Here is a 12592-nt window from a genome sequence, read left to right on the forward strand (position 1 = left end):
ATAATCTCAAACCGATGGCGTGCTCACTGGCGCCGGCGTGGTCCACAGGCTACCCAAGTTCTGCAGCAACGACCCGGCGATGCCCTGCTGGCCGAGGTACTGCAGGATCAGCGGGGCGAACTGGCCGATCATTCCAGTGTCCATGCCCAGTGCCTTGAACGCATTGTCCAGGTCATTACGGTTCTCCACGTCGTTGCCCAACGCGTTGCTCAATGCCGACTGGCTTTCGCTGTTCTTGCCCAGCAAATCGCCCAGCCCGCTCAACCCACCCAGCATATTGGCACCGGACAACAGGTCCAGACCCGGCACGGCCTTGGTCAATTGGCCATAGTCCTCACTGCTAAGGTTGTTGCGCGCCAACCCCAACATCGCCCCTGCGCCGCCCACGGCCTGTTCGGGGGTGATATTCAATTCGCTGCCCAAGGTGTTGAGCAGATTGGCCTGCGCCTCGGGGGCCTGCACCTGGCCTTGCTGTTGCGGGTTCTGCATGGCGGACACGGCATTGGCGGCGTCGCTGAGGTTGAAGGCGAACACCGGGCTGGCGGCCAGGGTCATCAGGGTTGCCAAGGTGAGTGCTTTCATCGGAAGGGACCTCGTCGGCCGGGATGGCCTGGAAAACGAAGGGTTTGACTGGAAATCTGAGGGATTGTTCCGGGCCCCAGCAGGCGCACACCTGATATTTCTGCCAGTAGTCAATTGCTCAAGACACTCCAGATAATCGTAGTGCCCACGCCATCCATTTCCGGGGCCAACTGCAGACAACGGGAGCACGTCGGTGAAAAACAGTCCTGATACCCCCAAATATTTCTACCAGACCAACAAACTGACCACTGTCATTGGAAACGATCAGAAGCGTTCAATCCTGCGGATTGGAACGCTCCCTCTTGCTGAATCCGCTGGCAAAGAAGCAAGAAGCTCCCAGCTTCTCGCAACGGATGAGATGGACTCAGTGCTTGTCGTGAGCACGCCTGACGGAAAGCAAAACAATCACAACTATACCCCCTTTGGATACAACGACAAACTGCCATCAGGATCCACAGCGTTGGGATTCAACGGCGAGTTCATATTGGAAAACATGCACCTTTATCTTCTAGGCCAGGGACACCGTGGCTTTAGCACCGAGATGAGACGGTTCATCGGACCGGACAACGCTGAAAGCCCATTCGCCCGAGGCGGGGTCAATGCTTTCGCGTACTGTGTGAATGACCCAGTCAATCGGAAAGACGAAACGGGGATGTGGAGCCTTCTCAAGCCTAGAACGTGGTTTCGTAGTAACCAAAAAAAAGTTGAGCAGCGCCTGAAAAGCATAGAGGTTATTAATGCAGAACTTGAAAAGCAAACCGCCGAGCTCACTAGTTTAGTCAAGAAAAGAAAACACGAAGGAAAAACAGTCGAGAAACAAATTAAGGCCACTGCAAAAACCGTAAAAAAAATGCTTAAAAGCAGCAAAAGAAAGGCACACGGCATAAATAAATACGTAGAAAGTGAAGATCATGCATACATTTACTCCGAACATTACTACGCCGAAAAAGCTATAACAAATTCAGAACCTGATCCTTACCTCCCAACGAGCGGGCACACCGATAGTGGAAACATGTTCTACGCGCAAAAAAAACATGACGATCCTAATGACGACAGAAACTACCAATTCGGGGTAACCGACGCAAACAATGAGACGCGCCGGCCACAATCGAAGTAATTAACTGTCTGTATGAAAATGACTGTGCAGTGGCCCTTCGCTCCAGGGCCACTCACCAGGCTTCGGAACTGATGAGGTATGTGCGGGCGGCGCTCGATTTCAAAAGCGATGAAAGGCTTATGACAAGCACCTCCGGCCGAGATGCCTTATCAGAATGGACAAAAAAAAAAAGCCCCTCGATGCGAGGGGCTCTTTTTACTCGACGCTGATTACGCCGCACCCCACATTTTGTGCGGGTCGATAACGAATTTCTTCGGCACACCCGCATCAAACTCGCCATACCCTTCCGGCGCCTGATCCAGGTTGATCACCTGCACCCCCACCACTTCAGCAATGTTGATCCGATCCCACATCATCGCCTGCATCAGCTGGCGGTTGTAATGCTTGGTCGCTATCTGGCCGGTGTGGGAGCTGTGCAATTTGCTCCGGCTCAGGCCGAAGCGGATGCTCAGCGCGCGAATTTTGCTAAGACTTTCAGGTTTTTACATCGGGCGATCGCTGCGAAATCAGCGACCAGTTTTGACAGGCTGCCTTGGTATGAATCACAAGGCTTCGCCTTCTTGGCAGCTGTGCATGGGGCACTTCGTGTGCGCCGGGTTTTGGTTCACCTACCGATCTAAGACTGTTATTTCTGCCAGTATCCAAACTCCTGTGGCAGTTCAGAATGGGTTGCAAGCCGCGTTCATTCATCCAGCACGGTAGGGATTCGAATCATGAGCAAAGCATCGAACAGTTCCCTTTTCTTCTATTACGACAACAAGCTCGTAACCGTGAAACACGGGGACCAGCATCGCGCCATCTTGCGAAATGCAGAAAAACCGCTGGCAGAGCTGAGCACAGGCGACACCCAAACCTGCGGCTTGCTGGCCACCGATGACAAAGGCTCGGTGCTGTCGGTGCAACAAGCCGATGAAGACGAGCAGCACACTTATTCGGCGTATGGACACGATCCAGGATTACCTTCCTCGCGTACGCAGCTGGGCTTCAATGGCGAGGTTTTGCTTGCGGCGCCGAACAGCTATCTGCTGGGCAACGGCTATCGGGCCTACCACCCAGCCTTGAGGCGGTTTGGTTCCCCTGACAGCTGGAGCCCCTTTGAAGGTGGTGGCGTAAACGCTTATGCCTATTGCAGCGGGGATCCGATCAACCGCATCGACCCAAGCGGACATGTAGTGGCGCTTGTTCAACCTGCTAGCCAGCAGCTACTCATCCCTAAGCCTAAGCTACCCGCACACGTCTTCACCACGCAAAAGTCGCCCATCGTACGGCGTTATGAGGTCGAACACTATGAAACCGCAAGCAATACCGTCATCCAGACTGTGGGAACACAGCGCAACAGCAAAACCATGGCCGTCACCTCGACGCGCCGAACGTTGCGCACAACCGAGCTTATTGAGGTAGTTGCTGATCCGCACAAGGGACCAGCAACGGTGCATGTCACTCGTACCAGCCTAGATAGCTATCTGGAGGCCAGCAGGGAATTGCATGCCGCCGAAGCGGCGAACGCGCTCGGGGATCCAACGTTCGCAGCGAGCCCGGCTATTATCAACAATCTGCAAAACCGTCGCGAGGGGCTGGTAATGATAGGTGAGTGGTTGGCCCGCAGGGCGGCAGATCCGTCCGACCTGACTGCTTACGATAAAGGCACGTTTCGGGTGAGCAGTGGGGCATCGGCAGTGCGCCGCTAGCCCCACAGCCCCAAAAAAACGCCCCTCTCAGCGAGGGGCATCATGGGCTGCGATCAAGCCGCGCCCCACATCTTGTGCGGGTCGATCACAAACTTCTTAGGCACACCCGCATCAAACTCGCCATACCCTTCCGGCGCCTGATCCAGGTTGATCACCTGCACCCCCACCACTTCAGCAATGTTGATGCGGTCCCACATGATCGCCTGCATCAGCTGGCGGTTGTATTTCATGGTCGGGGTCTGGCCGGTGTGGAAGCTGTGCGATTTCGCCCAGCCCAGGCCGAAGCGGATGCTCAGCGCGCCGATCTTGGCAGCGGCATCGACTGCGCCCGGGTCCTCGGTCACGTACAGGCCCGGGATACCGATGTTGCCGGCTACGCGGGTCACTTGCATCAGCGAGTTCAGCACGGTGGCCGGAGCCTCGTGCTTGGCACCTTCGTGGCCATGGCCACGGGCCTCGAAGCCGACCGCGTCGACGGCGCAGTCCACTTCCGGCTCGCCGAGGATGTCGACGATCTGCTCGTGCAGCGGGGTGTCCTTGGACAGGTCGACCACTTCGAAGCCTTGCGACTTGGCATGGGCCAGACGGGCCGGGTTGAGGTCACCGACGATCACGCAGGCGGCGCCCAGCAGGCGCGCCGAGGCCGCGGCGGCCAGGCCGACCGGGCCGGCACCGGCAACGTAGACAGTGCTGCCTGGGCCTACGCCAGCAGTCACGGCACCGTGGTAGCCGGTGGGCAGGATATCGGACAGGCAGGTCAGGTCACGGATCTTTTCCATGGCCTTGTCACGCTCAGGCAGCTTCAGCAGGTTGAAGTCAGCGTACGGCACCAGCACGTATTCGGCCTGGCCGCCGGTCCAGTCGCCCATGTCGACGTAGCCGTAGGCACCGCCGGCGCGGGCCGGGTTTACAGTGAGGCAGACACCGGTGTGCATCTCTTTGCAGGAGCGGCAGCGACCGCAGGCGACGTTGAACGGGACCGATACCAGGTCGCCGATCTGCATGCGCTCGACGTCGCGGCCCTTCTCGACGATTTCACCGGTGATTTCGTGGCCCAGGACCAGGCCGACCTGGGCAGTGGTGCGGCCACGGACCATGTGCTGGTCAGAACCGCAGATGTTGGTGGAGACCACCTTCAGGATGACGCCGTGTTCGATTTTCTTGCCGCGCGGGTCCTGCATTTTCGGGTAGTCGATGTGTTGCACTTCGACCTTGCCGGCGCCGAGATATACCACTCCACGATTGCCAGACATTGCTTGTACCTCGCTTGATTATTATTTATGCAGCGTTGGTTGAAGCGCCGCCATCCGTGGGCGGCATGTACTACTGGAATGCAGGGAATTGTGGGCCGGATGGGGCCGGACGCACTGACTGGAAACGACAGGGAGATGCCTTTTAGCGGCAGGGTTGTCGTTGGGAAATATGGGCGGACAGAGGGGCGGCCGGCGCGGGCCTCTTCGCGGCTAAAGCCGCTCCTACGGGGACCGCACCAACCCGAGGGCTGTGCTGTACCTGTAGGAGCGGCTTTAGCCGCGAAGAGGCCGGTACCGGTTATTACAGAACGACAGTCCGGTTGGCGTTGAGGAACACCCGCCGCTCGATGTGATAACCCACAGCCCGCGCCAGGGTCAGGCATTCAATATCCCGCCCTTTGGCAATCAGGTCTTCGGGATAGTGACTGTGATCCACCACCTCGACGCCCTGGGCAATGATCGGCCCTTCGTCCAGGTCGTTGTTGATGTAGTGCGCCGTGGCACCAACCATTTTCACGCCCTTGTTGTACGCCTGGTGATAAGGCTTGGCGCCTTTGAAACCCGGCAACAGCGAGTGGTGAATATTGATCGCCCAGCCATCCAGACGGCGGCACAGCTCAGGCGACAGTACCTGCATATAGCGCGCGAGGATCACCAGCTCGGCGCCGGTTTCCTCGATCACCTGCAGCACCTTGCGTTCTTGCCCAGGCTTGTCCTTGGGGTCGAGGGCGAAGTGGTAGTAAGGGATCTTGTGCCACTGCGCCAGCGGTTCGAGATCAGGGTGGTTGGACACCACCGCGACCACATCCATGCCCAGTTGGCCAATACGCTGGCGATACAGCAGATCATTCAAGCAATGGTCAGCCTTGGATACCATGATCACCACCTTGGGGCGGTGGTTGGGTGCGGTCAGCTCGAAAGCCATGCCGAACGCTTCGCTGCGCTCGGCGAGGCCGGCCCGGAAGCCAGCCTCGTCGAAATCGTCCGGCTGACGGAACTCGACGCGAATGAAGAAGCGCCCCGACTGCCGGTCATCGAAGGAGTGGTGCTCCGTCACGTAGCAGCGCTGCTCGAAGAGGTAACGCGTCACCACGTCGACGGTACCGAGCATGCTCGGGCAGTCGGCGGTGAGAATCCAGGTATCCGGTGCCCGACTCATGTTCTGGTCTCCTTAAGCTTCGATGCTCAAGCCGTATTCGGCAGAAGCGTCCTGCAGCCACAGCCACCAGTAGTCGGCAAAGCTGCGGCGAATCACCAGCTCCCAGGTGTCTTCTGCAGTGCGGCGGATCACCAGTTGCGACTTGGCGAACACGGTGCCCACAGCCTTGCCCACCGGGAAGTTGTTCGGGTGAACATCATAGCTGGTGGACTTCATCAGCACGTCGCGCACGTTCGGGCCGCGCAGTTCCAGCAGGCTTTGCCCGCCACTGACATTGACGACCTGAATGTGCTGGCCTTCAAGGGCCGCGCGCAGCTTTTGCTCGACTGCCAGCTCCTGACCGCCGGGTACGATCAGCAACCACTCGTCGGGGCCGACCCATTGCAGCGACATATCCTTGTTGGCGACCACGGTCAGCGCCACGGGCAGCTCCAGGCCAAGGGCCTTGTGCACGCCGGCGGCGAATTCCGGGTTGTGGCCATCACCGCGCAGGGTGAGGTGGCCGAGGAACTTGCGTTCACGCAGGGTCACGCCTGCGTTCTTGCGGCCTTTGCCTACCAGGCTGGCCAGGTCGGCATGGTGCAGTGGCGACTGGGCTTTGGCCTCGGCGCCGGGGTTTTGCTGGAAGACGTTGATAGCGCTCATTTCTTACCTGCCTTGAATTCTGGATTCGACCACGATGCCTGCGGGAGACGGCCATCCTGTGGGAGCGGGCATGCCCGCGAATGCGATGTTGAATTCACCGCCCTCTTCGCGGGCACGCCCGCTCCCACAGAGACCTCATTCCACGCCTGGCACCGGTTGGACCGGGGGCCTTAGACGTTCTGCCGCTCACCCTTCGGATCGAAGAACACCGAAGACACGATTTCCGCCTCGATCACGCTGCCATCCGCCTGCGGCGAGTAGACACGCTCGCCCATGCGCTTGAGGCCGCCTTTGACCACACCCATGGCGAACGAGTAGCCCAGGGAGTTGGACGCATAGCTGGAGGTGACGTGGCCGACCATGTCCATCGGGATTGGCTGTTTCGGGTCGAACACCAGTTGGGCGCCTTCCGGCAGCCACTTGGTCGGGTCGACCGGCTTCAGGCCCACCAGCTGCTTGCGGTTCTCACGTACGCAGTCTTCGCGGTTCATGCCACGCAGGCCGATCCACGAGAACGGCTTGTTGCGGCCAACGCACCAGCTCATGTTCAGGTCGTCCGGGTTCATCGAACCATCGGTGTCCTGGCCCACGATGATGAAGCCCTTCTCTGCACGCAGTACGTGCATGGTTTCGGTGCCGTACGGGGTCAGGTTGTACTTCTTGCCGGCCTCGATGATCTGTTCCAGCACGCCCATCGCGTAGTTGGCCTGCACGTTCACTTCGTACGACAGCTCGCCGGTGAACGAGATACGGAACACACGGGCCGGCACGCCACCGACGTTGCCTTCCTTCCAGGTCATGAACGGGAAGGCTTCCTTGTCCATGTCGATGTCGGTCAGCTCGCTCAGCAGCTTGCGGCTGTTAGGGCCGGACAGGGTCATGGTGGCCCAGTGGTCGGTGACCGAAGTGAAGTACACCTTCAGCTCTGGCCATTCGGTCTGGTGATACAGCTCCATCCACTGCAGCACGCGGGCAGCGCCGCCGGTGGTGGTGGTCATGATGAAGTGGTTGTCGCCGACGCAGGCGGTTACGCCGTCGTCGAAGACCATGCCGTCTTCCTTGCACATCAGGCCGTAGCGGGCCTTGCCCACGTCGAGCTTGGTCCAGGCGTTGGTGTAGATGCGGTTGAGGAACTCGCGCGCGTCCGGGCCCTGGATGTCGATCTTGCCCAGGGTCGAGGCGTCCAGCAGGCCCACGCTGTCGCGCACGGCCTTGCATTCGCGAGTCACGGCAGCATGGATGTCTTCACCGGCTTTCGGGAAGTACCACGGGCGCTTCCACTGGCCGACGTCTTCGAACTCGGCGCCGTTCTTCACGTGCCAGGCATGCAGGGCAGTGAAGCGCACGGGCTCGAACAGGTGACCACAGTGACGGCCCGCTACCGCGCCGAACGTCACCGGCGTGTAGTTGGGGCGGAACATGGTGGTACCCATTTCCGGGATGGTGATGCCGATCGAACGGGCGGCGATGGCCAGGCCGTTGATGTTGCCCAGTTTGCCCTGGTCGGTACCGAAGCCCAGCGCGGTGTAGCGCTTGACGTGCTCGACCGACTCGAAGCCTTCACGGGTGGCCAGTTCGATACCGGCCGCGGTCACGTCGTTCTGCTGGTCGACGAACTGCTTCGGCCCCTTGGTGCCTTTATCGTGCGGCACCAGGAACAGTGCCACAGTGGCCTCTTCCTTGCGCGCCACGGTTTTTGGCAGGGTGCCGACAGTGGCCTTGAAACCAGCCTCGGTGGCTGCGCGAACGCCGCCTTCAAAGCCATCGGCAATCACATCGCCCAAGGCATACACGCCGTTGATACCACCGACGCACTCACGCTTCTGCGGCGCATCGCCCGGCACGAAGCCAAGGATATCGTCACGCCATACCGGGCGACCGCCCAGGTGCGAAGCCAGGTGCACGATCGGGCTGTAACCGCCCGAGGACGCGATCAGGTCGCACTCAAGGACTTCGCCTGGGCTGGTGACTTTGTGCGCCTGCACATCGATGGCCGCCACACGGGCACCAGTGACGTGCTTGCAGCCTTTGGCCTCGACCACGGCGCTGGAGGTGAGGATGCGAATGCCTTTGGCACGCGCTTCTTCAACCAGCGAACCACGTGGGTTGTGGCGGGCGTCGGCGATGGCGACCACTTGCAGGCCTGCGTCGTGCCAGTCCAGCGCGGCGCGATAGGCGTGGTCGTTGTTGGTCGACAGTACCAGCTTGCGACCCGGGGCCACGCCATAGCGGCGAACATAGGTGGAAACAGCACCGGCCAGCATGTTGCCCGGCACGTCGTTGTTGCCGTACACCAGCGGGCGCTCGTGGGCGCCGGCAGCCAGTACCACGCGCTTGGCGCGAACGCGGTGTACGCGGTGGCGAACCTGACCGATCGGGGCGCGATCGCCGAGGTGGTCGGTGAGGCGCTCGTGAATGGTCAGGAAGTTATGGTCGTGGTAGCCGTTGACCGTGGCACGTGGCAGCAGGGTCACTTCCGGCAGGCTTTCCAGCTCTTTGACCACGGCGTTGACCCAGTCGGCGGCAGGCTTGCCGTCGAGGGTTTCGCGGGTGTCGAGCAGGCTGCCGCCGAACTCTTCCTGCTCATCAGCCAGGATCACGCGGGCACCGCTGCGCGCAGCGGCCAATGCCGCAGCCAGGCCAGCAGGGCCGGCGCCGACGATCAGCACGTCGCAGTGCCGGCTCATGTAGTCGTAGCTGTCAGGGTCGTTCTGCAGCGGCGCACGGCCCAGACCGGCGGCTTTACGGATGTACTTCTCGTAAGTCATCCAGAACGATTTGGGGTACATGAAGGTTTTGTAGTAGAAGCCCGGCGGCATCATGCTGCCGCCAACCTTGCCGAGGATGCCCATGACGTCGTTGTTGACGTTCGGCCAGCCGTTGGTGCTGGTGGCGACAAGACCTGCGTACAGCGCCTGCTGGGTGGCGCGCACGTTGGGGATCTGGGTAGCTTCGCTGGAGCCGATCTGCAGGATGGCGTTCGGCTCTTCGGTACCGGCGGCGATGATGCCGCGCGGGCGCGAGTACTTGAAGCTACGGCCGACGATGTCGACGCCGTTGGCCAGCAACGCGGCGGCCAGGCTGTCACCGGCATAACCTTGGTAGGTTTTGCCGTTGAAGGTGAAGTTCAGGACCTTGCTGCGGTCGATACGGCCGCCGCTGGCGAGGCGATAGGTCTGGCTCATACTTTTTCCCCTTGGCCTTTGACGGTCGACGCTGCGCCGGTGGCTTTGCCGTTGGCGGTCACTTGCGGCTTCTCGCCAATCTTGTAGGTTTCCAGAATTTCGTAGGTCACGGTGTCACGGGTGACGTTGAAGTACTGGCGGCAGCCGGCAACGTGGTCCCACAGTTCATGGTGAATACCGCGTGGGTTGTCACGGTAGAACATGTAGGTACCCCACTCCTCGTCGGAGCAGGCGTTAGGGTCCAGCGGGCGGGCGATGTGCGCCTGGCCAGAGGCGTGGAACTCTTCTTCGGAGCGCAGCTCGCCGCAGTGGGGACAGAAAATATGCAACATGACGGTGTCTCCGGTTAGTGGGCGACGGCGGCAGCGCCGTGTTCGTCGATCAGTGCGCCGTTGTAGAAACGGTCCATGGAGAACGGCGCGGCCAGTGGGTGCATTTCGCCCTTGGCCAGGCTCGCGGCGAAGACGTTGCCCGAACCGGGGGTCGCCTTGAAGCCGCCAGTACCCCAACCGCAGTTGAAGAACATGTTCTTGACCGGGGTTTTGGTGATGATCGGGCAAGCGTCCGGCGAGGTGTCTACGATGCCGCCCCACTGGCGGTTCATGCGAACACGCGAAAGGTTGGGGAACATCTCGACGATGGCCTGCAGGGTGTGCTCGATCACCGGGTACGAACCGCGCTGGCCGTAGCCGACCCAGCCGTCGATACCGGCACCGATCACCAGGTCGCCCTTGTCGGACTGGCTGATGTAGCCGTGTACGGCGTTGGACATGATCACGCTGTCGATGATCGGCTTGATCGGTTCGGATACCAGCGCTTGCAGCGGGTGCGATTCCAGCGGCAGGCGGAAGCCGGCCAGCTTGGCCATGTGCCCCGAGTTACCGGCGGTGACCACGCCGACGCGCTTGGCGCCGATGAAGCCCTTGTTGGTTTCCACACCGATGACCGCGCCGTTTTCCTTGCGGAAGCCGATCACTTCGGTTTGCTGGATCAGATCGACGCCCAGGGCGTCGGCAGCGCGGGCGAAGCCCCAGGCCACGGCATCGTGACGGGCAACGCCGCCACGGCGCTGTACGGTGGCACCGAGGATCGGGTAGCGGGTGTTCTTGGAGCAGTCCAGGTACGGGATTTCGGCCGCAACCTGAGCAGTGTTCAGCAGCTCGCCATCCACGCCGTTGAGGCGGTTGGCACTGACCCGACGCTCGGAGTCACGCATGTCCTGCAGGGTGTGGCACAGGTTGTAAACACCGCGCTGGGAGAACATCACGTTGTAGTTGAGGTCCTGGGACAGGCCCTCCCACAGCTTCATGGCGTGCTCGTACAGGTGCGCCGACTCGTCCCACAGGTAGTTGGAACGCACGATGGTGGTGTTACGGGCGGTGTTGCCGCCGCCCAGGTAGCCCTTCTCGATCACGGCAACGTTGGTGATGCCGTGCTCTTTGGCCAGGTAGTAGGCCGTGGCCAGGCCATGGCCGCCACCGCCGACGATGACTACGTCGTAAACCTTTTTAGGGGTTGGCGTGCGCCACATCCGCTGCCAGTTTTCGTGGTGGCTGAGGGAGTGCTTGAAAAGGCCGAAGCCCGAGTAACGTTGCATGGTGTGTGACTCCACTCAGCGGTAGACAGGGAAATCTGCGCACAGGGCCGCGACGTTCTTCGCCACATCGGCTTCGACGTCTGCGTCACCGAGGTTGTCGAGGATGTCGCAAATCCAGCCAGCCAATGCCACACACTGAGCGACCTTGAAGCCGCGGGTGGTGACGGCCGGGGTGCCAATACGCAGGCCCGAAGTGACGAACGGCGACTGCGGGTCGTTCGGCACGGCGTTCTTGTTGACGGTGATATGCGCACGACCCAGGGCGGCGTCGGCGTCTTTGCCAGTCAGGCCCTGACGGATCAGGCTGACCAGGAACAGGTGGTTGTCGGTACCACCGGAAACCACATCGTAGCCACGGTCGATGAACACCTTGGCCATGGCCTGGGCGTTTTCGATCACTTGCTGCTGGTAGGCCTTGAATTCAGGCTCCAGCGCTTCCTTGAAGCACACCGCCTTGGCAGCGATCACGTGCATCAGCGGGCCACCCTGGGCGCCCGGGAATACAGCGGCGTTCAGCTTTTTCTCGATCTCTTCGTTCGACTTGGCCAGAATCAGGCCGCCACGCGGACCGCGCAGGGTCTTGTGGGTGGTGGTGGTGACCACATCGGCGAACGGGATCGGGTTCGGGTACAGACCAGCGGCAACCAGGCCGGCAACGTGGGCCATGTCGACGAACAGCAGTGCGCCCACTTTGTCGGCGATGGCGCGGAAGCGTGGGAAGTCGAGGGTCTTGGAGTAGGCCGAGAAACCGGCAACGATCATTTTCGGCTTGTGCTCGACCGCCAGGCGCTCGACTTCATCATAGTCGATCAGGCCGGTGTTGGTGTCGATACCGTACTGGACAGCGTTGTACAGCTTGCCCGAGGACGACACTTTGGCGCCGTGGGTCAGGTGGCCACCGTGGGCCAGGCTCATGCCCAGGATGGTGTCACCGGCTTGCAGCAGGGCCAGGTAGACCGCGCCGTTGGCCGACGAGCCGGAGTGCGGCTGGACGTTTGCGTAGTCGGCACCGAACAGCTGCTTGGCGCGCTCGATGGCCAGGGCTTCTACCTTGTCTACGTGCTCGCAGCCACCGTAGTAACGCTTGCCCGGGTAGCCTTCGGCGTACTTGTTGGTCAGGCCGCTGCCTTGGGCCTGCATGACGCGCTTGCTGGTGTAGTTCTCCGAGGCGATCAGCTCGATGTGATCTTCCTGGCGCTGTTCTTCGGCATTCATCGCCGCCAGCAGTGCATCGTCGTAACCCTGGATCTGGTCTTGCTTGCTGAACATTGTGTATCTCCCGGCAGCGATCGTTTTTTGTCGTGGGGCACTGTGGCCCTTTGTGGCGATGTTATGACTGGCGGGGTCGGGTCAGATGCCTGCGCAC

At 60.8% G+C, this 12592-nt stretch carries 10 protein-coding genes and 1 pseudogene; 2 read left to right on the forward strand and 9 right to left on the reverse strand.

Translation table 11 applies throughout. The annotated features are described in order from the left end of the window. Positions 1-6: 6 nt before the first annotated feature. Positions 7-582, reverse strand: coding sequence for a DUF2780 domain-containing protein (locus J3A98_RS22710; RefSeq protein ID WP_209968631.1), 576 nt, complete (start codon positions 580-582; stop codon positions 7-9). 193 nt (positions 583-775) lie between these two features. Between J3A98_RS22710 and J3A98_RS22715 the strand changes: the two genes are divergently transcribed. Continuing rightward, positions 776-1699, forward strand: a complete 924-nt coding sequence (locus J3A98_RS22715) for an RHS repeat-associated core domain-containing protein (protein WP_348635632.1) — start codon at positions 776-778, stop codon at positions 1697-1699. Between the two features lie 209 nt (positions 1700-1908). Here J3A98_RS22715 and J3A98_RS22720 read toward each other — a convergent pair. After that, positions 1909-2175: pseudogene (locus tag J3A98_RS22720) on the reverse strand (formaldehyde dehydrogenase, glutathione-independent); the annotation flags it as partial. Between the two features lie 237 nt (positions 2176-2412). On the opposite strand from J3A98_RS22720, the gene J3A98_RS22725 reads away from it, so the two are divergent. Next, on the forward strand, positions 2413-3387 hold the full coding sequence (locus J3A98_RS22725) for an RHS repeat-associated core domain-containing protein (protein WP_209968634.1): 975 nt from the start codon (positions 2413-2415) through the stop codon (positions 3385-3387). A 53-nt stretch (positions 3388-3440) separates the two neighbouring features. On the opposite strand, the gene fdhA is transcribed toward J3A98_RS22725, so the two are convergent. The 7 genes from fdhA to J3A98_RS22760 form a co-directional block, all read right to left on the reverse strand. Then, positions 3441-4640: a formaldehyde dehydrogenase, glutathione-independent gene (gene fdhA, locus J3A98_RS22730; RefSeq protein ID WP_011953256.1), complete on the reverse strand. Its 1200-nt coding sequence runs from the start codon at positions 4638-4640 to the stop codon at positions 3441-3443. A gap of 301 nt (positions 4641-4941) precedes the next feature. Next, positions 4942-5799, reverse strand: coding sequence for a formyltetrahydrofolate deformylase (purU, locus tag J3A98_RS22735; RefSeq protein ID WP_016714526.1), 858 nt, complete (start codon positions 5797-5799; stop codon positions 4942-4944). A 12-nt stretch (positions 5800-5811) separates the two neighbouring features. Next, a complete protein-coding gene (gene soxG / locus J3A98_RS22740) occupies positions 5812-6444 on the reverse strand; it encodes a sarcosine oxidase subunit gamma family protein (protein ID WP_014589391.1) in 633 nt (210 codons plus the stop codon). Positions 6445-6614: 170 nt separating this feature from the next. Further along, on the reverse strand, positions 6615-9629 hold the full coding sequence (locus J3A98_RS22745; RefSeq protein ID WP_209968638.1) for a sarcosine oxidase subunit alpha: 3015 nt from the start codon (positions 9627-9629) through the stop codon (positions 6615-6617). Beyond that, the gene (locus J3A98_RS22750) at positions 9626-9961 is read right to left on the reverse strand and encodes a sarcosine oxidase subunit delta (protein ID WP_103443359.1); all 336 of its coding nucleotides are present in this window, start codon (positions 9959-9961) and stop codon (positions 9626-9628) included. Before J3A98_RS22750 ends, J3A98_RS22745 begins: the two co-directional genes overlap by 4 nt. A 14-nt stretch (positions 9962-9975) precedes the next feature. Then, on the reverse strand, positions 9976-11226 hold the full coding sequence (locus J3A98_RS22755; protein WP_003255680.1) for a sarcosine oxidase subunit beta family protein: 1251 nt from the start codon (positions 11224-11226) through the stop codon (positions 9976-9978). A gap of 15 nt (positions 11227-11241) precedes the next feature. After that, positions 11242-12495, reverse strand: a complete 1254-nt coding sequence (locus tag J3A98_RS22760; protein WP_021782655.1) for a serine hydroxymethyltransferase — start codon at positions 12493-12495, stop codon at positions 11242-11244. Positions 12496-12592: the final 97 nt, after the last annotated feature.

The sequence above is a fragment of the Pseudomonas sp. BP6 genome (assembly GCF_017875935.1).
Lineage (GTDB): Bacteria > Pseudomonadota > Gammaproteobacteria > Pseudomonadales > Pseudomonadaceae > Aquipseudomonas > Aquipseudomonas putida_Y.